The sequence below is a fragment of the Pseudoalteromonas rubra genome (genome assembly GCF_005887095.1).
In the GTDB taxonomy this organism is placed as follows: domain Bacteria; phylum Pseudomonadota; class Gammaproteobacteria; order Enterobacterales; family Alteromonadaceae; genus Pseudoalteromonas; species Pseudoalteromonas rubra_E.
This window is the reverse complement of record NZ_PNCI01000024.1, coordinates 58597-80620: the sequence shown is the minus strand read 5'-3', so window position 1 is coordinate 80620 and position 22024 is coordinate 58597. Positions and strand designations below refer to the sequence as shown.

At 49.5% G+C, this 22024-nt stretch carries 18 protein-coding genes; 4 read left to right on the top strand and 14 right to left on the bottom strand.

The annotated features are described in order from the left end of the window. Positions 1-65: 65 nt before the first annotated feature. From CWB99_RS11525 to CWB99_RS11500, 6 genes are all read right to left on the bottom strand, one after another. Positions 66-1328, bottom strand: a complete 1263-nt coding sequence (locus tag CWB99_RS11525) for a S41 family peptidase (RefSeq protein ID WP_138552400.1) — start codon at positions 1326-1328, stop codon at positions 66-68. Continuing rightward, a complete protein-coding gene (locus CWB99_RS11520) occupies positions 1325-2275 on the bottom strand; it encodes a GlxA family transcriptional regulator (protein WP_138552399.1) in 951 nt (316 codons plus the stop codon). Before CWB99_RS11520 ends, CWB99_RS11525 begins: the two co-directional genes overlap by 4 nt. A 133-nt stretch (positions 2276-2408) precedes the next feature. Next, positions 2409-3155, bottom strand: a complete 747-nt coding sequence (locus CWB99_RS11515; RefSeq protein ID WP_138552398.1) for a substrate-binding periplasmic protein — start codon at positions 3153-3155, stop codon at positions 2409-2411. A gap of 164 nt (positions 3156-3319) precedes the next feature. Next, entirely contained in the window at positions 3320-3547 is a 228-nt protein-coding gene (locus CWB99_RS11510) for a hypothetical protein (protein ID WP_138552397.1), read from the bottom strand. 191 nt (positions 3548-3738) lie between these two features. Next, positions 3739-6189: a YbcC family protein gene (locus CWB99_RS11505; RefSeq protein ID WP_138552396.1), complete on the bottom strand. Its 2451-nt coding sequence runs from the start codon at positions 6187-6189 to the stop codon at positions 3739-3741. 1 nt (position 6190) lies between these two features. After that, positions 6191-7765, bottom strand: a complete 1575-nt coding sequence (locus CWB99_RS11500; protein ID WP_138552395.1) for an NADH-quinone oxidoreductase subunit L — start codon at positions 7763-7765, stop codon at positions 6191-6193. Between the two features lie 102 nt (positions 7766-7867). Between CWB99_RS11500 and CWB99_RS11495 the strand changes: the two genes are divergently transcribed. Next, a complete protein-coding gene (locus tag CWB99_RS11495) occupies positions 7868-8743 on the top strand; it encodes a LysR family transcriptional regulator (RefSeq protein ID WP_138552394.1) in 876 nt (291 codons plus the stop codon). A 72-nt stretch (positions 8744-8815) separates the two neighbouring features. After that, the gene (dgt, locus tag CWB99_RS11490; protein ID WP_249364791.1) at positions 8816-10288 is read left to right on the top strand and encodes a dGTPase; all 1473 of its coding nucleotides are present in this window, start codon (positions 8816-8818) and stop codon (positions 10286-10288) included. Here the strand turns inward: dgt and CWB99_RS11485 are convergent. Continuing rightward, complete coding sequence (locus CWB99_RS11485) at positions 10285-13041, bottom strand: tetratricopeptide repeat protein (protein ID WP_138552392.1); 2757 nt, start codon at positions 13039-13041, stop codon at positions 10285-10287. The genes dgt and CWB99_RS11485 overlap by 4 nt on opposite strands. 324 nt (positions 13042-13365) lie before the next feature. On the opposite strand from CWB99_RS11485, the gene CWB99_RS11480 reads away from it, so the two are divergent. Both CWB99_RS11480 and CWB99_RS11475 read left to right on the top strand, forming a co-directional pair. Then, a complete protein-coding gene (locus CWB99_RS11480; RefSeq protein ID WP_010385841.1) occupies positions 13366-13575 on the top strand; it encodes a cold-shock protein in 210 nt (69 codons plus the stop codon). 169 nt (positions 13576-13744) lie between these two features. Continuing rightward, positions 13745-14881 (top strand): hypothetical protein, encoded by a 1137-nt coding sequence (locus CWB99_RS11475; RefSeq protein ID WP_138552391.1) that lies wholly within the window; start codon positions 13745-13747, stop codon positions 14879-14881. Between the two features lie 76 nt (positions 14882-14957). On the opposite strand, the gene CWB99_RS11470 is transcribed toward CWB99_RS11475, so the two are convergent. The 7 genes from CWB99_RS11470 to CWB99_RS11440 all read right to left on the bottom strand — a co-directional run bounded on the left by CWB99_RS11470 (position 14958) and on the right by CWB99_RS11440 (position 21860). Continuing rightward, the gene (locus CWB99_RS11470; protein WP_138552390.1) at positions 14958-15452 is read right to left on the bottom strand and encodes a GNAT family N-acetyltransferase; all 495 of its coding nucleotides are present in this window, start codon (positions 15450-15452) and stop codon (positions 14958-14960) included. A gap of 147 nt (positions 15453-15599) precedes the next feature. Then, entirely contained in the window at positions 15600-16958 is a 1359-nt protein-coding gene (locus CWB99_RS11465) for a DUF3526 domain-containing protein (protein ID WP_138552389.1), read from the bottom strand. Then, positions 16945-18384: an ABC transporter permease gene (locus CWB99_RS11460; protein ID WP_138552388.1), complete on the bottom strand. Its 1440-nt coding sequence runs from the start codon at positions 18382-18384 to the stop codon at positions 16945-16947. The genes CWB99_RS11465 and CWB99_RS11460 overlap by 14 nt, the downstream gene beginning before the upstream one ends. A gap of 39 nt (positions 18385-18423) precedes the next feature. After that, positions 18424-19146 (bottom strand): ABC transporter ATP-binding protein, encoded by a 723-nt coding sequence (locus CWB99_RS11455; RefSeq protein ID WP_138552387.1) that lies wholly within the window; start codon positions 19144-19146, stop codon positions 18424-18426. Between the two features lie 162 nt (positions 19147-19308). Beyond that, positions 19309-19761 (bottom strand): hypothetical protein, encoded by a 453-nt coding sequence (locus CWB99_RS11450; RefSeq protein ID WP_054015755.1) that lies wholly within the window; start codon positions 19759-19761, stop codon positions 19309-19311. Positions 19762-19770: 9 nt separating this feature from the next. Beyond that, the gene (locus CWB99_RS11445; RefSeq protein ID WP_249331847.1) at positions 19771-21033 is read right to left on the bottom strand and encodes an MFS transporter; all 1263 of its coding nucleotides are present in this window, start codon (positions 21031-21033) and stop codon (positions 19771-19773) included. A gap of 5 nt (positions 21034-21038) precedes the next feature. After that, complete coding sequence (locus CWB99_RS11440; RefSeq protein WP_138552386.1) at positions 21039-21860, bottom strand: nicotianamine synthase family protein; 822 nt, start codon at positions 21858-21860, stop codon at positions 21039-21041. Positions 21861-22024: the final 164 nt, after the last annotated feature.

The following is a 22024-nucleotide window of genomic DNA, read 5'->3' as shown; positions in this document are numbered from 1 at the left end:
TGTTGGACAAGGCGAGAACACAAGGCACGGGGACACTGAACCCACGCCTTGCTTAATCGCAGCTTCTACTCAATCGATGCAGAAAACGGAGTGCGTGCGCTTAGTTGTGATAGAAGATATATCAGCACAGTATCCTTCCCTGTGCGATAGTCCTCCCAGCTCGGTGCTATGTGTATGTCCGGATACACGGCATCACTTTGTACGTCTGAAAATGGATAGTACCGTTTCGACAGGCTGAACCGACGCCCCGAGTTTGGCAGCGAGAACACGCTGTTTTCTGAAAACTGATTTGGGTCTCCTCCGGTTGGGGTGCCAACCACTGTTGCATTGAGGATTTGTCTGAACTGCACGGTATTGGTCATGGCAGCAGAAAAGGTTTCTCCATCTGATAACACATAGACTCCCTGCATCCAGTCAATCTGATCCAGAGGTTGCAAACACGCGGAGAGCGCCAGACCCGAGTAGAAATTTCCGCCACCGTTGCCTCTGAAATCGATAATCATGACACGCGAGCCAGCCGCCCTGAGGGTCGCTTGTAAGTCCTCACAGTGCGCTATCACCTGCTCGGGTTCGGGATAAGACGTAAAGGCAAGGTAAGCGGCTTTATGCTGCCTGAACAGGCTCAATGTGATCCCAGGCATGCCAATGTTCTGTGTGGTCAATTCGGGCTCAGTGCGCGAATAAGCAGAGCTGAGTTTGCCAAATTCACGCATACTGATGGGCGAAACCGGTACACTGCTCTCCTCTTCCCCTGTGACAAATTTGAACAACGCAGGCTGTTCCTCTTTTACTATCTCAAGCCCCAGCAATAATTTATGTAAAGACAGGTAGTACTCAAAGCTGGCTTTTTCACTGTACTGATTGTCTACACCAGGCAAAGTAGCCGCCAACTGAGTGTACAGCTCAGCCACACTCACCCCGTTGATTGAGCTAAGCTGAGCCCCCAGTAAGTTGCGATATGCTGACGTGGTGTCGATAACACGTAAGGAATCGCCAAAAAATTTAAACCTAAATGGAAAGTGCAGATGTGGCCCCGACATCATAAAATAATTGCTGTGTCCGTCGCCTATTGCCCGGCTTATCGCCATTAACCGGGTTTCTACCTGCGCTTGTGTGAGCCCTTGCAATTGTGTTTTGAGACGCTCAACTCTGCGGTCAAAGTCCGCTTCTGCCAGGGTATGAAATGGCTGAATGTGTTGCGTTTTAACCTGTTGGGCATAAAAGTCAATGTCTTCCAGCCAGGCTTGTTGCTCTGTCCGGGTAAGCGGTGAAGCGGCGCCATTAAGTGTAAAGCAGCCAAATACCAGCGCTATCAGTTTGTATTTCATCGGTTAATTCCTTTTGTATAGTGTGACGGGGATACCCCAAACTGTCTGATAAATGCGCGTCTGAAACTGTCATAGCTGTTAAAGCCAAGCTTGCCCGAAACATGTTGCAGACTGATATTTTCTTCACAGAGCAGGTCACGTGCATGATTCAGTTTCAGGGTCTTAAAGTAGTGGCTGGGTGTACAATTCAGATGCTGCTTAAACAAGCGTGTCAGTTGCCGCTCGCTTAGATTACAAAACTCAGCCATCCTGGATACCGTGACCGACTGATTAAGCTGTGTGCTTAACCAATCCATTAACGGAGAAAGCTTTAAACTGTCACCAGATTGCAGTGCCAGGGCATCTGAATACTGATGCTGGTTTCCTGATCGTTGCAGATAGACCACCAAATCTTTCGCCACTTGTGCGGCAATACTGTTGCCATGATCCTCTCTCACAATGGCCAGTGCCAGATCAACACCTGACAACACCCCTGCCGACGACCAGACATGCTGATCCTGTATATACAAAGGGTCCGCAGAAACGGTGCAATGTTGATGTTGCCGGGCCAGGTTCTCGCAATAGCGCCAGTGCGTCGTCAGGGTTAATGCCTGCTCAGGAAAAAGCTGGGCCAGCACAAACGCGCCGGTACAGATGCTAAATACCCGCTCTGCTTTGTCTGCCAGCGTCGACAGAGCTGCCAGTTGTTGGGCGCCAAGCGTTAATGTCCGCATGCCACTGCCACCACAGATGATCAAATCATCCAGATCGATATCATCGCCCAGCCCAAAATCGGCATTAACCTGTTGACCATAAGCGGTTCTGACCGGACCCGCTACTATGCTCAGCAGCTTACTCGCATAGGCATTTGGCACACATGCGTTAGCCTCCATAAAGGTATCCAGCGGTCCAAATAAGTCCAGGGCCTGAAACCCATCCGCGATAAAATATACTTGTTTTCTGGTCATAGTTTACTCCTTTGATGTACATCATAACCGAACAAGCAGTGTCACTTAAGACACAAAAACGACAAAATCAGACACCATAACTGGGTGTCAGTTACACCAACCTGATTGTGGCCAGACAGAAAAATGAGAAGGCTTATTGCAGGAATTGATATCTATTCAGTAACTTTTGATAGGCGGGGCTGTTTTTAAACTGTACCATCTTGAGATTAAAAGCCTCTTTAAGCTCAGGATCTCTGAATGCAATACGATAAGGTGACGCGGGAAATAGATAATGCACCGACACGTTGACCATCTGGTCACGACCAAGAATTGCCTTGCTCAGATAGTTAAAAATATTGATATCCATGACGACTACATCGACTTTGCCCTGCAGCAGTAGCTCAACCTGTTTTTTCTGGTCGGGCAGCTCTATGTATAAAGGGCTATTGGCGGTTGCGAGCTGATACTCCATCCCAAGGACCAGCGATGCATTTTGAAATCCAATGACGGCATAATTCTCAAGTGCACTGATACTGTGCAGCTTTAAGTTACGGCTTTTTAAACTAATTGCGGTGTTATGATAGGTAATGTAGGGTTCAGACAAAACCGCCCCCGCCAGATCCATACGTCGGTTCATGGTCAGTGCCGCATCAACTTTGCCGGTTTTCAGCAGAGAATCCGAACGACCGAACGGGACATAAACGAATTGCAGATCATGGCCCAGCGCAGCAAAAACCGCTTTCACCATATCCAGTTCAAAGCCGGTGTCTCCCTGTTCTATAACATAAGGCGGTTTGGTCCAACCGACTGAAACATCAAGCGTATCCGCAACCGCGGTTTTGCTCAAAGTCAGCCCGGATACCAAGATGCTACAGATAACAAGACATTGCGATATATTCATATCACCTACCAACTTCCTTCTATAGTTATTATTCTAGAGCCGTTCACACGAGCTGCAATGACAATTTAGGGAAAGATATGATCTTGTGCAATCTGATTTTGCCTTATCCGCTTAAAACAAAAACGCCACCGTATGGACAGTGCTTAGGTTAAATATCACACTGGTTATTTTATTTGTGATACCACTTCACCGTCTTTAGACAACACCGCTTTCAGACGTTGTGCCAGTGCCTGACGTTTGCTCGCATCATAACTGCAGCTGTGCGGGTCGAGCTGCTCGGCAGCTTCCAGAATTAAAGGTTCCAGTTCGGCCATTTTTTCACTGAGTGCTTTTAACTTAAGCTGAGTTGCTGACCAGTGTTCAGCCTGAATTTTGACGATATCTCCCGACATGCTCACTCCGAATTATTGCCTGTTGTTTTGTATGTTTAGTCACTCATACGGATAGTAAACTGCTTGTGGTTACTGTAACTGTGGCAGATCCACACAAATATACCAAGCGCAGCGATAATAAAAAAAGCGGCAACCCGGAGGTTGCCGCTTCGTGCCCCACAGCTTTGTTCTGGTAGTACAAATACCAGAAATCAAAGACACTGTACTATTTTTGATTCTTCATCTGACACGGACGACTCAACCGACACCGGCCACCAGCGATTTTGATAAAAGCGACTTATCTCGCCCGTCTGTTGCCACTGAAATACGTACAACCACTCATTATCGATCAACTGCCTGACCACCTCATGACGCTCAGCAATCTTTTTAATCGCAGATTTAGGTGCTGCCAGATAAACAGACAGGCGTAACACCTGATGCATCCAGTCGTATCCATTGTGTAACGACTGCATTGCAAGACCGGTTCGCAAATCGCCGCCATTGCCCTCAAATACCCCGATGTTGCCGCCCACCGCGTTATGCAACACCTTATTGCCACTGCCGAAGTGCAGATTATCTGTGGTCGAGGCGTTGTATTGCATATTGATCCAGTGGGTTACCAGCATTGGGGCAGTCATAATGGCTTCCAGAACCTGATAGTCTGGATCCTGCTGATACTGATAATCATGCAAAAAGCTGCGCCCCTGTAAATCAATACCCTGGGTCCAGCTACGGGGTGCAACGATGAATGCAGCATTGTTTGCCAGCCCCCACTCAGGGCGAGTCTGAGACCAATCCAGGCTCCGTGCTATCAGGGCCTGATCCAGCGCTTCCCGACTTGCATCAGCTAACTGAGTATCCAGCTTTGCCGCCCGCTCTTTTTGTGCAGCCGCCGTAGCCCCCTGAAGCCATAACGCAATCTGAGCGTCCGGCTGTTCATCATAACAACGAATATGATCTGTGGTGGTATTGTGCAGTGCCGCTACAAATTTTGTCTGCTCTGGGATCTCAATCCCCAGCTCAGGTAATGCCGCACGCACCGCCTTGTCATTGAGTAACCAGGCCAGCACTTTGACGTTCACTTCACCACTTTGTCCACCGCACGCACCACACCCGAGCCCCGCTTCCTGCAAGTTATTGGTAGAATGACTGCCATGCCCAACCAATAGCACAGTCGGGGCGAACTGCTCAAACCCCATTGCATTGAGCACGCCAGCGGCCAGGCCCGCCTTTTGTTGTGCGCTCAGTTCCTCTCCATTTTGTGTCAACGACCAGTCCTGACTGTTTGTCAGCTTATCAACCGGATGGGCCTGTTCAGATGCAAAGAAGGCTTTTTTTAGTAATTTAAAGGTATCCAGCCAGCCTGCCGATTCCACCATAGAGAATGAGGCCGTGGCCGATTTAGAAAATGCCTGCCAGCGGGCGCCTGCATTGAGCGAAGCGGCGCCATGTTTATCTGCCTGGTCATGAGAGGCCACCAGACTTGGCAACAACAAACCCGGGCATTGAGGGCGATTCACATCAACCTGTTGTGGCTGATATGAAATCGGTAACCCAAAAAAGCCCGCAAACCCCATCGTCTGTACCTCATCGCTTTGCGCTTCCAGTGCGCGACGATAAACCTCAGAACGTACATCGATACAAAATGCGGCTTGACATTGTATGGCCTGTGCCGGCTGATTTGCCGGGCGACTCAGTGCCTTATGCAGTTGCTGCTGATAGCTCAGCTCTGCTGCTCTGGCCCAGATCCACAGGGGCTTTTGTTGCGCTTGATGTTGCGCTGGTTGTTCCGACAGCATTGCGAGAGATTGCTTCCATTTATGCGCCAAAGTAGTAAAAAATGTTGGAAAGTGGGCTTGCTGATATCGCCACAGCACCAGCTCCCACGCCATACGAATGGCAAGCAGATCCTGCATTTGATCCTGGGGCTCGCCTTTGAGCTCGTTCTGCCAGCGCAAATATGCTACCCAGGCGCCCCATCCGCTCACATCCAGCAGCAGCGCATGTGCGTACAACTCAACCTGGTCGTCCTGCACCCCAAAGGTATCCAGCGCTTGCGCTATCAAAACCCCCGGATCGTCTGGCAACTGTTTAAAATAGCGGTGCAGATCAGGCTCATCCAACACGATACTGAGCCCGCGATCGCGCTGACTAACCGCCAACCAGTGCGTGTACAGAGCAGGCTGCGCATTGCTGTGCTCACGATGCAACATGGGCTGAGCTTGTTGAAAATGCGCAGCGCAGAACTGGCTGATCTGATGAATGATTTCATCTCTCCAGGCCATTTTGTGACGCGCCCTGTGCTCATCCAATAACGCTGACAATGACTGCCAGGGTGCCTGCTCTGGCGCACGTTCCAGTGCCTGAACCAGCTCGGCAGCACTCATACCTAGCCCTGACTCTGCCAGCGCCATGTGCAGTGACTGCTCGCTGATCAGGCCTCGTCGATACCAGTCCAGATAATCGCTGGCCGGCATCAGCATTGAAATCCCCGCCAACGCGCTGAGCCGTGCGCTGACCTGTTCAATTCGCTCGTGGCGCATCGGCCAGTAGGGGCTGACTGCTATCATCTGGTCCAGCGGCCAGCTGGGTGCCAACTTCTGGCAGGCAGCCTGGACAGACATCCGCTGTGCCTGAGTAAGTGTGCGAATATCACTTGCCATGTTAAGACTCCTGAATTAATCCATACGGGCGCTTGACGGCGCGTTGCGATTTGACTGGGGCCGGCAGCTTCACCGGCCACACTTTCAACGTCAGCCGGGTCCACCACTCATCCAGATACAACCCGGCAAACAGCACCACAGACAGGCTTTGGACCTTAGGGTGTGCTGCTCGGTAGGTTAATAGCCAGTTCAGTACAAACAGGCTGACAAACAGCGCCATCACCGCACTATCCGCCGCACTCAGAGGCGCTTCATGCAGCGCCACACTAGCAAAGACGGTTTGCGCCAGCAGGGTTTTCAGGGCTGCATAACTGGCCAGTAACAATACACTGAGCGCCACCACACCAGCCCATGGCAAACTGTGGTGCGCACTGCTGCGTTGTGCCAGCAGCAAGGTTAGCGACATTGCCAGTAAGGCCCACATACTCAGGGCGGTGCCCTGACCCACCAGCCAGTAGGTTACAGCAACCAGACTGACACTCAGCAGTGCTGCGCCCAGCCAGCGTGTCACTGACGGGGTGACAGGGACAGCCAGACGTGCCTGGAGGTTTTCGCGAACAGCGTTGCCTGAGTTAAGAAAAGCATGGGCTTTGTAGGCAGAGTGGGCCAGTAAATGCAGCAGTGCCAGCTCATAAAGACCCAGCGCACATTCAACCAGCATCAAACCCATCTGTGCACTGGTTGACCAGGCCAGGCGAACCTTAACACTCACCCGGGTTGTCATGATCAGCGCCGCCAGAACCGTTGACAGGCCACCGGCAAGCAGCAAGAGCCACTGCGCAATGACGACCTGCATAACCAGAGGCGCAAACATTATCATTAAAAAGCCACCCAGATTGATAACACCCGCATGTAACAAAGCACTGACCGGCGTAGGTGCTTCTACCACCTGCATCAGCCAGCCATGTACCGGCAACTGTGCACATTTGATAAGCGCAACGAGTACCAGCGATACTGCGGCAATCTGGGTGTAAACACTGACTTCAGGGTTGGGAGCCTGATAATGTGCCAGAATATCGGTCAACAAAAAGGTGCCGTGGGCCTGATATAAACACAACACGGCAATACACAGCGCCAGCTCGGCCAGACGCGCCAGAATAAATTTTTTGTGTGCGCCCAGGGCTGCACGGGGACGCTCAGGATAGAAAAGTAACAGCTGATGCAAAGCCAGGCTGATCAGCGTCCAGCCCAGTAAAAGCAGCAGCAAGTGATTGCTCAACACTACCAGAGACACCGCTGCCAGGGTGCCAAGCAGCCAGCGCCAGTAAACATTCAGGCGCGGCTCACCAGCCATATAGTTAAGAGAAAAGCGCATCAGAATGATGGCCATAAATATCACCAGGGCAAACATGAACAGTCCCAGTGAAGTGACATGAACCCATTGGGTGAAGGCACTGTCGGGAAGTATCTTCGTGTCGACGCCCTGCCCTGCAAGGGCTGCGACCAACAGAACCAACAGCCAGCCAGAGAAGACAGTTACAAACCGTTTGCCGATGCGTTCGGCACGGCCGCAGTGCCAGGCACTGAGCGCAAAACTGAGCGTGATGACGAGCATCATCATTAATGATATTGACATAATTATCCCACTCCATTCAGAACGGGCTCAGTATGTCAGACGTTGAAAGATATAAAAAATATATATATTCTAACTAAACCATATATTTTTTATAACTATTGAATGAGCCGCCTCAACTATCACCACCTCTACTATTTCTGGCGTGTTGCCAAAGCTGGCAGCCTGACGCAAGTTGCTCAGGATGTACACATTTCTCAGTCCGCCCTGTCAATCCAGATTAAACGGCTGGAACACACGATGGGCGTCTCATTATTCGAAAAACAGGGCCGCCGGCTAACCCTGACCGATGCAGGCAAACAAGTATTGGTGTATGCCGACGATATTTTTTACAAAGGCGAAGAGCTGGAGTCCTTTTTATTGAAAGGTGTAGCGACCGAACGACAACACCTGTCCATTGGCGTGCAGACCACCTTGTCGCGAAACTTCATAGAAAGTTTTATCAGTCCTTTACTCTGTGATCCTCACATCAGCTTTACCCTGACTACCCGGGATATGGATACTTTGCTGCAAGGGTTAAGTAATCATGAATTAGATCTGGTTCTCACCAATCGCCTGGCCAGTCAGGATGAAGCCCGCTGGCATACACAGTTGGTATCGCGGCAGCAGGTTGCCATCGTTGGCCCAAAAGGTGCCAGTATCAGCAGTGAATTTCCGACAGGATATGACAAGGTACGTTGGGTACTACCGGGACCCACCACAGAGATCCGCTCAGCCTTTAACGCCCTGTGTGCAGCGCATGAGTATAAGCCGGACATTCAGGCCGAAGTCGATGACATGGCGATGCTACGACTGCTGGCCAGAGACAGCGGCGCCCTGGCGGTGTTACCCCCGGTAGTTGTCAAAGATGAAATAGCCCAGGGCTTGCTGGAGCAGTATCAAAGTAAACTGCCCATTTATGAGCACTTTTACGCCATTACCACGTCCCGCAAATTTGTCCCTCAGGCCTTGCTGGACTTGCTCAAACAGCCTCTGGCATAACGACTTAAGGTGTTGCTTTATGGATATAAAACAGACAACATAGCGATATAAACACAGTCATAAGGACAGATGATGGCGACCTTAAGCAGTAAGATCCGAGCGGATCGCCCCTACAACTTTAAAAGCGAAAAGCTGTATAAGCAATTTGAAAGCGACCGCAACCGCATCATCACTTCGGCTGCCGTGCGTCGGCTGCAACAAAAAACTCAGGTGTTCCCGCTTGAGCGCAACGCCGCCGTTCGCTCCCGGTTAACCCACTCTTTGGAAGTGCAACAGGCCGGTCGCTATATCTGTCAGTTGATCTGTGAACTACTCGATCCACAAAATAACCATCAGTCTTTGAGCAGCGAGTATCGGCATATGCTGGAGTCCATTGTGGAAATGGCCTGCTTAATGCACGACATAGGTAATCCGCCCTTTGGCCACTTTGGCGAGGCAGCTATCAGTGACTGGCTGGACGGCCACATTGATGAGCTCTTCAAACAGCTTAGCGGGCGTGCAATGCACCCCGACGTACTCAGAGATCTGACCCACTTTGAGGGCAATGCGCAGGGGATCCGTCTGGTGCATACCCTGCTAAACCTGAATCTCACCTATTCACAGGTGTCAGGCATTATGAAGTACACCCGTTGTGGTACCGAAGCACCGCCAGAACAACAGCAGCCACAGGGCTATCTCAAGAAAAAAGTAGGCTTTTACCTCAGTGAACAGGGTTATATTGACAGGCTCACAGAGGCATTACACATTGCGCCGGGTTGCCGGGCGCCTTTTTCCTATATCATGGAGGCCGCCGACGATATCTCCTACGGCATGGCCGACCTAGAAGACGCTGTAGAGAAAAATATATTAAGTTATTCGCAGCTCCAAACCGCTCTGCTCAACACCTATGCGGCGCTCAGCGCGCACTTACCTGAGTCAGACCGGGGGCTAATGGCAGACATGATCCGGGTTGCCAAGCGCCGTAGTGAAAAAATCGCAGGCAATCAGAGTCAGTTTTTTGTCTTTTTGCGGGTTGAGGTAAACCAAAAACTGCCAAAACATGCGGCTGAGCAGTTCGTCAATAATCTGGACGCGGTGACAGCCGGACACTTCAATCAGGCGCTGATTGAAGATGGCAGCGCCTGTCACCTGCTTATCAAAACCTTTAAGCAGGTTGCTAAAAAATGGGCCTTTTCTCACCCTGAGGTTGAAGGACGCGAGTTGCAGGGCTATCGGGTTATCAGCGGTTTGCTCAATATCTATGAACCACTGCTTCATCTGAGTAAAGCGCAGTTTGCACAGCTGATGGACATTCCACTCCCCACAGATACGCAAGTCCCCGCTATCTCTATCTATTCCGCCAGACTGTTTAAAAAGCTCCCCGAGAAACACAAACAGGCTTATCGAAGTGCACTTAACAGCGACACCATGAATGCCACCATACCCGACCCCGCAGAGCGGGAGTTTTATCTCAGAGTCCGATTGGTCATTGACTATATCAGTGGCATGACCGACCAATTCGCCTTCGATGAATATCGAGCTTTTCAGGTTATTGACGAAATTTAAGTGGGCTCTTCATCCCCCCTCAATAAAAACGAAAACTTAGCGCCACCAAGCGAGGACTTTTCGTACAGGATCTCGCTTTTGAATACATGCGTCACCAAGTTATAGACAATGTGCAATCCGAGCCCGACATTGCCTTTGTGTCGGGCTGTCGTATAAAAAGGATCAAATATTTTTTGCCTATCCGCAGCCGCCACCCCTTGCCCGTTATCTTCAACGCATAACTGAATCGCATCTTCATCATTGCGTATGGCACTGACTTTAAGTACTAGCGCTTGTTGCGTCGTGCCGTGTTGCAATGTATTTGTGAACAGTATCTCCAACACCTGGAGCAAAGCATCAATATACGTACATAACGTTGTAGGTTCCGGTAGGATTAGCTCCACGCCTCTGTGTTGTTCACTGTCACAGGCCAAATTAAATGCAGTACTTACCAGTTCACAGAGCTGACATGAGCCTCTCTGTTCAAAGCGTTCTTTCACCGCAACTTTTTTAAACTGCTCAACCAGTCCACCCGCACGTTGCAAAGCTTTTTGGGTTAGTTGAACACTCTCTTTCAACGCGTCCAACCCCTCAAATAACACTTCTCGTGTTAAACTCCCTGAACGAGCGGTAGTTCCAAGAGCATGCAGCCGTACCTCAATATTAGAAGACGCCATAATAGCTGTACCCAGTGGCGTGTTAATTTCATGCGCAATGCCCGCGACTACTGCGCCTAAGGCCGCCATTTTTTCAGCTTCAACTAAGTTTGTTTGCGTTTCTCTTAGCTCAACCAGCGTAGACTCCAGCGCTTGGGTTCGTTTTTTGACCAGCATTTCCAGCTCACTATTAAGCACCAGCAGATCGGCTTCTTGCTGTTTTAGCAGTGTAATGTCATGCTGGATCCCAGATAAACGGGTGGGTTTCCCGTGTTCATCCCGCGCAACGACTTTTCCTTTATCATGTACCCATAGCCACTCATTGTCTGATGTGCGAACCCTGTAACTGATAGCAAACGCATCCTGCACATTGTTTAATAGCGCATCTATTTCGCCTGCTAACTTCACCTGGTCGTCACTAAACACGTAATCCCCAAAATTCTTGGCTCCAAGATTGACCGATTGCTGCGGAAGCCCGGCCATACTTTCGGCGTTTTCTCTGGTAATGAGTCCGCTAGCAAGATCCCAATCCCAAAGTACATCACCACTCCCCCACAACGCTAAACTCAGCTTTTGCTCTTTTTCTTCTATCTTCTGGTGCGCATCAGTCACCAACCTCAGCTCTCGCTTGTGTATCCGTCGACGATATGCAAACCAAGCGAGCAACAATCCAGTGACAACAGAAATGACGAGCAAGTTACGATTGGCTATTTTGTTGTTCAGTGTCGCCTGAGTCAGCTCAGCCTGCTGACGAACGAATTTTAAATCCCGCCTGGTTTCGTTAACCTGATTTTGGATCACCAGCATTTCTATCCTCTGCTGGCTTTGTAAGTCAAACAACTCCCCCCGCTCTTTTTGCAGTCGGGTTAACATCGCGTACGCATTCTGAAAGCGACCCGTTCTCGCATACAGATCGGATAAATGATCATAGGCACTAAACAGGACAATGTTTTTTTGTGCCTTGCGGGCCAGTTCCAAGGCCTCTGTCCAGTAAGTAATGGCTTGGTCAGTCTGCCCTAATCGTTCAACCACTCGCCCCAGCTCAACCAGACCCTCGGCGGTTCTGCCAGCCGACTTTCTGGCACGATAAATATCCAATGCTTTGCTCAAAATGGCATATGCATCCTCGAGACGCTCTTGTGTGATAGCAATTCGGCCCAGATACAAATAGGTGGATCCTTTTAGCATTCGGTTATTCAGCTTAGAAGCCAAAGTTAATGCCTTATTTAAGTAGTCGCTGGCCTGTTCGAGATTTCCTCTTAAGCGATAGCTTTCTCCGAGGTTGTTATACGAGTACACCATACCACGCTCGTAACCAATCGATGATTTTAGCGCCAGAGACTGTTTGTGCATCTCAATCGCTTTATCATAACGGCCCAAATCTTTGTAGATGATCCCTGTATTGTTGTAGGTAATGGCCAAAGATTTTTTACTCCCAAAGGAGCGCATACCTTCCAAGGACTCAAGCTGGTACATCAGGGCGTTGTCCAGATCGCCCGTAGCACGATAAACAGAGCCAATACGGCCCTTGATTTTAACTTGCCCAACTTTGTCTTCAAGCGCTTCATAAACCGCTAGCGCAGCCAAAAGCTGCGCAAATGCACTTGCAAATTCATGGCTGGTATGGTGCACACCAGCCATAATGGTGTGCGCCTCAGCCAGTCCCTTTGAGGGTTGCTGAGAAGGGAATTTCTCGAGCAGTGTCTGTGCATCCAGTCTTGCCTGCGGATACATTGAACGCTCCAGATACATTACTGCTCGCATCTGCAGCGCAGTGCGGAGTAAATCGGTGTTAGCATGTTGCCGTGCAAAAGCCAGTACTTCATTCAACAATGACAATGCAATTTCGTTGTGACCGATAAATTCATTGGCCTGTGCCTTATGAAGCTTAAGGCGCTGCCAAAGTGCAGGATTTTGCTCTAGTGGCAAGTTTGGTGACAGCAATTCGATCAATTCAAGTGCGGCTCTGGCATCCACGCTCGACTGTTGCGCCAGATACTGATTCAATAGCTGCAGCTGTGTAACACCTTTGGCGTCATGCACCTCCTGAACGGTTGGAACAGCACAACAAGCACCTGATAAAAGAATAAGCACACCAAATACCAATGGATTTCTCATTCTTTTCTCCACCACGGCACCTAATCCAAGTGTAGCGTACTATCCGGAATTAACATTCTTGCTTTGCCCGCCAGTATCAATTTAGGCTCTTACTTAATGACCGAGCACATACAAACAAATTTAAAATTTGTACAAATAATACTAGACAGACCCAGAGAGTCCCTGTAGAGTGAAGGCCGCTAGAAAGAAAGTCGATATTTACATCCTACAATTCGTTGTTTTACACCGCGTAACACAACCTGCAGTATTTAAGTTTCACCTCTACTTTTGATGCATTCACACCTATCGAAGGTTAATTTTTTATTTATATTACAGGTTAATACTATGTCTAACACAGTTACTGGTACAGTTAAGTGGTTCAACGAGTCTAAAGGTTTTGGTTTCATTTCTCAGGAAAATGGCCCTGACGTATTCGCTCACTTCAGCGCTATCCAAGGCGACGGCTTCAAAACTTTGGTTGAAGGCCAGAGCGTAGAATTCACAGTGTCTCAGGGTCAAAAAGGTCCTCAGGCTGACAAAATCGTAGTTCTTTAATTACTACGCATTTTGCAAGAAAAGCGAGCTAAGGCTCGCTTTTTTCGTTTCTGCCCTTTCTGTTTTTCCCCTTTTGCATGAAAAGTTGCATGAAAAATCTGCACCTTAATAAATTTGTCACACCCCTCTGAGCTGCTAGCCTTGAGAAGACAACTCAAGGAGAGACATTATGAAAGCACGGATTGCGCTCATTAGCGCCGCACTGGGTATATGCTGCCCGGTTTTTGCAAATACACCATATACCTCAACCCTGTCCGGCCAGTTTTATTATGATGGTTTGATAATGGCGCCCGATGGCAGTGGCTACTTTGGCCAGCAATGGTTCGAAAACGCCACCGAGGTCACCCTCTACCCTAAAAATGGCAATACCGCCATATGGACACTCACGTTAACCAACGGCCAGGGCCTGCCCATAGTGGGTGAGCCGGTTAAGGTAAGCGCGGCCCCTCTTACCCTCACTTCGCCACAGTGGCGCGACCCGACAGGTATGGCCGCCCGATTTAGCAGCAGTGTACGCGCTAAAGTTCTGACCCGGATTGAACAAGGCCTGTTTCGTTTAACGGCGCCCTATGACGTATCCACTCCGGTAACGGATGCCAAAGGCCAGGTTGTTGTCTCGATTGACAATTTTCATAGCTGTGGCAACGACGCTACGCCAGGTACAGATCAATTCATCGCTCAGACCAGCACCCAACAGCTCGTATTACAAGTGAAATGCGCAGTTACCGGGCTGGTTGCTATCCCGGACACACCGTCGCAGGGTCTGACGACGTCAGGGTTGGTAGGCCGTCATTTACACCCAGACTTACTCACGGCATTGCAAAACCTGGGGCAAGCCTGGCATGCCCAGCCCGATAAGCCAGCAGGTATGCCCGATCATTTAACCATTACCGGTGCCACCATGCGCTGGGGTGGCATAAACCCGCCGCACTTTACCCATAAATTTGGTGGCACGGTGGACATTCGCCCGATCGGCACCCAAAGTGGCCCCATCAGTGTCGGCGATGCGGCGTATGACCGCCAGGCGACACAAAGCCTGGTAGATGCACTGGTCCAGCTGGGCGCCACTCAGATCATCTTTGCCGATAACCTCACTGGTGTAACCCAGGTCAAAGCAAACCACAAAAACCACCTGCATGTAAGCTTTCTGCGCGAACCACTGGAACCCTGGCATTATGATGAGTCAGATAGCGATGACGAGGGCCTGCACTGGCACGATTATGAAGGCATCTATGATACCCGGTATTTTATCCCCGAGGTAAAACAGCTTAAACCTGATGCATTTAAATTTAACTTGAAGAGATAAACAAAGAAGACGGGCTGCGGCTAATCCGGCCCGTCATTGTTTTGTTATTGCCGATAGTATGTTGCCGATAGCGATTTCAGCAGATGAGCAGTTTGCCAAACAAACGGGCGTCAGAAAAAGAACCGTTTTTGTAGATTGCCTGACGACGTACCCCTTCAAATTCAAAGCCTGCTTTTTCCAGTACCCGCTCAGAACGCGCGTTTTGTGCGAAAACCACCGCTTCTAATCGAACCAGGTCTGTGGTGGCTTCAATCTCGTCTGTCAGCAACTGCAATGCCCGGCCGGTAATGCCTTTGCCCCAGTATTCTTCAGCCAGCCAGTAGCCAATTTCTGCGCTGCGACAATACTCAAAGGTGCCCTGACGCGCCCCGATGCATCCAACCAATGTACCATCCAGAATAATCGCTCGGGTGATCCCTTCTCGACTGCCCGTGTTGATCCACCACTGCGCATCTTCCACAGTGTAAGGAGAAGGGACCTTTGGTGACAAAAAGTGCACCGTCGCCGGATTATTTAAATAGCTAACCAGGCTTGATTCATCGGCAGGTTCAAATGGTCTGAGTGATAACATGACAGTCCCTTAGCGAATGGATAAAAATTAGAAACATCCATCCTACTGTGCATTACCTAAGACGACAACTGTCTTGTTCGACAATTACCTATGCTGTTGGCTAAAGCATACGGGCGATTGCCGCCCGTATTTACTAAGAGGAAGGAGTTACAGTGGCCTTACTTGTCGGATCCTGACAATCGCCAGTGCAGCAATGACCAACACAAATACAGCACTGACCAGCAATTTCCACAGGCCATTTTGTGTCTTCATGGGTTGTGCTTTAAACAGCGGAAAGTCTTCCACATCCTGACGTGTCACCGGCTGATCGAAAAACAGGAAATCATAGAAGAAATGGCGAATGGTCTGATGATATTCAGCCACTTGCTGTCGATATTGCAGTTGATAACCACTACTGGTATTGGCAAGTTCGTTCAGGGTGAGCTGGAAAAACAGTGCCGGAGACAGTACGCTGAGTGATTGCAGTCGCGCCTGACGTGCCTGATTGTTTCTTATGTTCTCCTCAACAATGGCCTGTACCGCAAGGTCACTCATGTGCTGCTGTGCGTAGTACCATTTCCAGTCAAATGCTTCACCCAACGGAGTCGTATCCTGCCAGGCGGGTTCGTGCGTCAGAAACTCATTGAGCGTGGCTTGTTTGTCTTTGTCCCAGCCATCATTGAGCGTCATACGTTGTTGCAGTGTTATCTCAAGGGGCGCATCACTTTGGTATTGTGCAGACAAGTATAAGTGCACGGCTCCCGGCACCAGCAGTGCCAGAACGACCCAGCTGCTTAGATAGGCCAGGCTATTGACCACGCTGTTTTTGCCAAAGCTCATGATCAGTGTGGCCAGCGCAAACCAGAACACCATATACAGGCTGGTTGCCCCCAGTACAATCCAGAATACAGCATCAAAAGGCAAAGACAGTATCATGGCGGCACTGACCAGCAAGGTAACCACCAGCAACCAGATCACCACAAACCTAAGCGCGATCTGTTTGCCAAGCAACCTGAAGGCGCTATTGGGCAACGCATTAAGCAATCGCCAGCGGCCAGCGTGCTGCTCGTCTGAGATCAGAGTAACCGTCAGGATTCCAATCACCAATGGCAGAAAATAAACCAATACAAAGCCAAGATCCAATCCGCCAGCCCGTTGCTGAGCCGGGTTGACAATTTCGCGATTGAAGATCTGACTTTGCAGTGCCGTGGCACGCACTTTAGACGCCACCATAGAGGACGGTGTTTCCCCCACAAACAGCGCAGCCCAGGGACTCAGCTTCCACTCTGTTGGTGCACTGGCGTAATATGCCAAAGAGCCCGCAGCCGGCAGAGTTTCTCGGCTGTTCACATGCTCCCGCTCCTTCTGAAATACCACCATAGATTTATACTGGTCGATACGCACCGACTTGTAACCAAGCGCGCCCTGATAAATGGCAAATACACCCGATACGATAAATAACACCAGAACCAGCTTGTTAATAGTGCCGGCAAACAGGCGCTTGCATTCAAGTTTAAACAGCAGCATAAATCCTCCTCTGCATCCCATTTGAGTTCAGGAAAATATACAGCGCTATCACCGCCAGCAGCGGTAAAGCCCAGGCCAGAGAAAAAGCGCTCAGTGACCAGCTCAGCGTGGGCATGGTGTAGTGAAACGCATCAAACTCCTGCCAGTAGGACTTATCAACGCGTTGTGCTCTGTCGTTGTGATGATGGATCTCATTGGTGTGCAACTGATTAAGCTTTTGAATACGCGCGTATCTGTGTGCCTCTGCCTGTTGTTCAAAGTCCAGGAAGTGACGGGTATCGGTGCGCGTCAGTGCCATGGAAAAGTCACGCACAAACAGATAAGGGTTAATCCAGTAAAACTGGCTGACAAACTGTCGCTGTGCATCAAACTGAGCAACCTGCTGTTGATAGTGCTTTTTGTAGATTTCGGCGTTGAGTTTCTCACCTTCTTGCATCACCAGCCCTTTGTAGTTAACAGGCAGCTCTTCGACCGAAGACACACCATATTTTTTCAGCGTTTCTTCGCGAAATTTACTAAAGTACGGATCGTTCGGGTTGTGACTGTCGCCCACTTTGCGGTTATCCAGCTTGACCGCCAGTTCAAAGTCATTACGCTTTTGGTGGGGGTATTGGTGATGGGCAAATTCCGCCAGCATGCGCGGCATCAGAATAGTCAGGATAAACCACACCGAGGTTAGCAATACAAGTGCCTGTTTGGGGGCTTTTACCAGACTCGACACCAGCAAAGTCACGGCAATCCAGAACAGGCAGTAAAGCAGATAAGCCCCCAACAACAGCAACAACCTTAACGGTGCTTCGGCAGAGAATTGCGCGCCAGCGCTGGCCGCCAGGCCCAGTGCTAACACAAACACGGGTAAGATAAAGATCACAGATAAGAACAAGTAACTGAGACTTTTTCCTGTCACCAGCGCGCGGAATGACACGCCCATCGACATCAGCTGTCGTAATGTGCCACTTTTTTGCTCGCCACTGACACTGGCAAAGCCCAGTGCAATGATCAGCAACGGCCAGATGATCAGCAATATATTGGCACTACTGAGCTCGGAAAAGCGCAGCAGAGTTCCGCCGTCCTGATCGTTTGCAAAGTTAGCACTATTTTGTTTGTGTGCTTCCAAAAAGATACTGTCGCCGACCCAGGCGTTTACACCCAGATCAAAAAAGCTCAGCGCACTGGGCGGGCGAAATGCAAAGTGGCCAAAATGCGCGACCCGGTGCGGGTGTCTGTCGGGTTGTGCATTCCACTGCTGCTCGACAATTTCCTGCGCTTTGGTTTGGGTATGGACACTTTGCTGGTACTGCTGCCACCCTGTAAACAAGGCGACCGCCAGCAATAGCTGAGTCATAAAAAAGAGCAACCACAGGCTCGGGCTTTTGCGCTTACTGGCCAGTTCATGGCGACAGATCTGCATTATTTTATTATTCATGTGTCAGACAATTCCTGTTTCTACATCAACAAGTCAGCCTTAGCTGGCAGCTCGCATGGCGGCTTTCCCTGAAATGAGTTCATGGTAAGTGGTTTCTAAGCTGCTCAGAGGCAATTGATTGTTATCCAGCAGTGTCAGTAGCTGACCCTTATCCATAATGCCGATTTTATCTGCCAGCGTGTGGGCACAATAAAAGTCGTGCGTGACCATCAAAATAGCCGCTCCTTTTTTTGCGAGCCGCTCAATAATGCCGATGAATTCCAGCGTTGCACTCGGATCCAGGCCAGAGGTTGGTTCATCCAGCAACAGAACTTTAGCCTGACGCATAATCGCAAATGCGATACCGACCTTTTGTCGCATGCCTTTCGAATAATTTTTTAATGATTGTTTGCGGGCATTTGGTTCCAGGCCGGTTTCGTCCAGCGCTGCGTGGATCTGTGCGTCACTGATCGTCAATCCAGACAGACTGGCAAGGTACTTGAGGTTATCAATGGCATTAAACTCCTGATACAGGTTTACCTGCTCAGGTAAGTACACCAACTTGTCTTTACTGCTGGCGCTTTGGTGCACATCGATACCGTCGATCAGTGCCTGACCGCTGTCAGGCTGAAGGAAATTAAGAAAAATATTGAGTGTGGTACTTTTTCCTGCACCATTGGCACCCAGCAGACACATGATCTCACCCTGTGCCACTTTAAAGCTCAGATCGGTGATCACCTGCTTATCCGCAAAGGACTTGTTTAACTGTATGGCTTCTAACACTAAGAATACTCCCTGATACGATAAAAACCGCGCACGCCCGGACCAGCTAGTGTGTCAGCCTGGTTGAGCATGAACGGTTCGAATAGACGCAATCAACGCCACGTTTAGTTATAACATAACATCAAAACACTAAATAGGAACAGTTTTTATTTACCAGCCCCATTAACCAGTTGGTACCAGAAAGCTCGCTGTGCCTGTGAAAGCGCCGCCTTCGACGTGGATCTGGCCATTCTTATAATAGACCAGGTTATCGGACAATCGCTTTTTACAATGCTTAGGGAAGAACCCTTCAAAGCGGACTTCTTCAGTCGTATTGATAGTTCGTTTAAACTTAATGTCTAAGTCTCTGAGGTAGACTTCCCCTACCTTTTCGGTCAACTGGTTATCCCAGCATCCGTAAATAATCCCCAGCTGGGAAATCCAGATCATGGCGCTTTGAGCGCTAAAATGAAAACGGCCATCTCCGGGCATTTGAAAATGCTCAACATTAATGCGACCGTCAATATAGCCGGGCTCCAGGGAGACAGAGCTAAAAGACATACGCTCTTCACGCCAGCCATTTTCGAGGTAGTCTGACATATAAGCACGTTGCTGCGCTTGGGTTAGTTGAATCATGGTTAATCCTTACTTTGGTGTAGATGGACTGGTTGTTTGAATTTGAGAATTGGTACCGGGCGCTGCCATAAACACAGTGTTCAGCACTGCGGTTAAGACACCGATGGCTATCAGGCAATACCAGGCGAGATTGTCATTGAGTGCCGTATAGTCAAATGCAACCCCCACCAGGGCGCTCCCTGCAATTAAGCCGACACCGGCAAACAAATAGAAAAACCCGTAATGCGTTGCAACGGATTTCCCCTCAGCCAGTACAGAAATCTGGCTCATGATAAACGGAAAGCTCACCATGGTACCGAGCGTAAATAGTATGGCCAGCAAGCTCATGGGCAGGTAATACAAAACACCCGACTGATATGCCCAGTTTGGTACCAGAGTCGCAAATGACAGTCCCATCAGGGCAATCCCTATGCTGATCCACTTTTCGGGTGACAGCCAGCGCTCACACAGGCGTGTTACTGGAAATTGCAAAACAATGGCGATAAGTGCGCACAAAGTCAGCACCCAGGCCACCTCTTTGGGCTCTCCTGACTGCGTCACCAGATGTAGCGGAATAGCAAAAGAGATCTGATTGATCAGCATAAAGTATCCGGACATGATGATGGAGAATAACAAGAACTTCCGATTTCCCAGTACACCCGCAATCATTGCCGATATACCACCCCCCCCTGATGCTGATTTTACATTGCTGCTCGTTTGCGCCTGCTTACCCGGCAATAACACTGCAAAGAGCACAGCAAAGAGCGCAAAAGGTAGCGCCGATACCACACACAACACATCAAAGCTCACGGTCAGTAGCATAAGCCCACATACGGGCCCCAATAGTTCCCCCCCATTTCTCGCAACCCCGACCAGGGCGAACATCTGGGCACTGCTGAGCTCAGTTTGTTTGGAAAAATAAGACTGTGCCGCGGGTGTAAATAGTGCCCCTGCAAAGCCAGTCAAAAAGGCAGCTAAAAACAGTAACTCTGTCACCTGTGAAAACAAAAACAGACAAAAGCCCAAAGCTCTCAGCAAACAGCCTGCAACGATGGGCTTTTTAACCCCAAACAGATCGGCCAATAATCCACCGACCAGAAACAGACCTTGCTGGCAAAAAGAGCGCACACCCAAAACCAGTCCAACCAGGGTGGCGCTCAGCAGCAAGTCTTGCTTAAGGTAACCCGCCAAAAACGGGATCAGCATGTAAAAGCCCAGATTAAATACGAATGCCGCTACGAGCATGCAGCGGTACTCAACACTGAGCTTCAGATAAGACGTAAACATCGACATAGCCGCTAAACCGGTTTTTGCGCAATCAAAATAGAATGGAAGTTATCGGCGTAAGTCTGGATCTTCAGTTTCAGTTGAAACGGTGTCAGACCAGCCTCATCGATACTCGGATACAGCAAAGTGCGCAGATTAAATGCAGTGCGAACGACCAGCTGAGCACCCGGGCGCATTTGCTGGTACAAGTGCGCAATGATTTTGTCTTTCAGCTGCTCATCTCCGACCAAAGCGGCAAGCCAGATCACATCATACCGATCCAGATCGGCCTGTTCACAGATATCATTGTGAATAAAATCCATCTGATTACCAGGAGATAGCGCGCCACACACCTGCTTGCCAAGTATCAGGTCGTCGTACTGAATATCGAGGTTATCAACCTCTAACCCGGCATCATGTAATGCCAGTGAAGTCAGAGGCAAAGCACCAGAACCAACCATCAAGACCCGCTTTGCCGGTTCATCGGCCAATGAGTGTATGGCATTAATTTCCAGACCTGTAGCACGTCGATAGTGTTTGAAGTAAGGGTACTCTTCTCGCAACACCTGTTGCGGCGCTGTGCTAGTCACAATACGCTGTGCCCAGTGCCGCTCATACATGCTGGATGCCAGACTAAATAAGTGCTGTATCTGGGGTTTGATAGCCTTAATGTTTGTCTGAGCAAGTACCTGCTCGGCAAACTCACTGCCATGTTCATTGGACAGTAATCCTAAAAACCGATCGAAGATTGCCATTGACTCGTCGTTGATGGTCAACCCCTCCATGGCATGAATTTGTTCATAAACGTCCACAATTTGCGAGGCGTGGATCCCTACCTGATTCGCGATAGTCATAAGTAAGTCACTGCTGTACTGTTCCGATTTTATGTTATAACATAACCCACAGGTTATTTATGTGTAAACCCATTTATTCATTAAATTTTAATTAACTTAGCCACTTAAAAATTACTGAAACAAATAATTTACCATTACAGGAAAGTGACACCCCGAGAATTTAT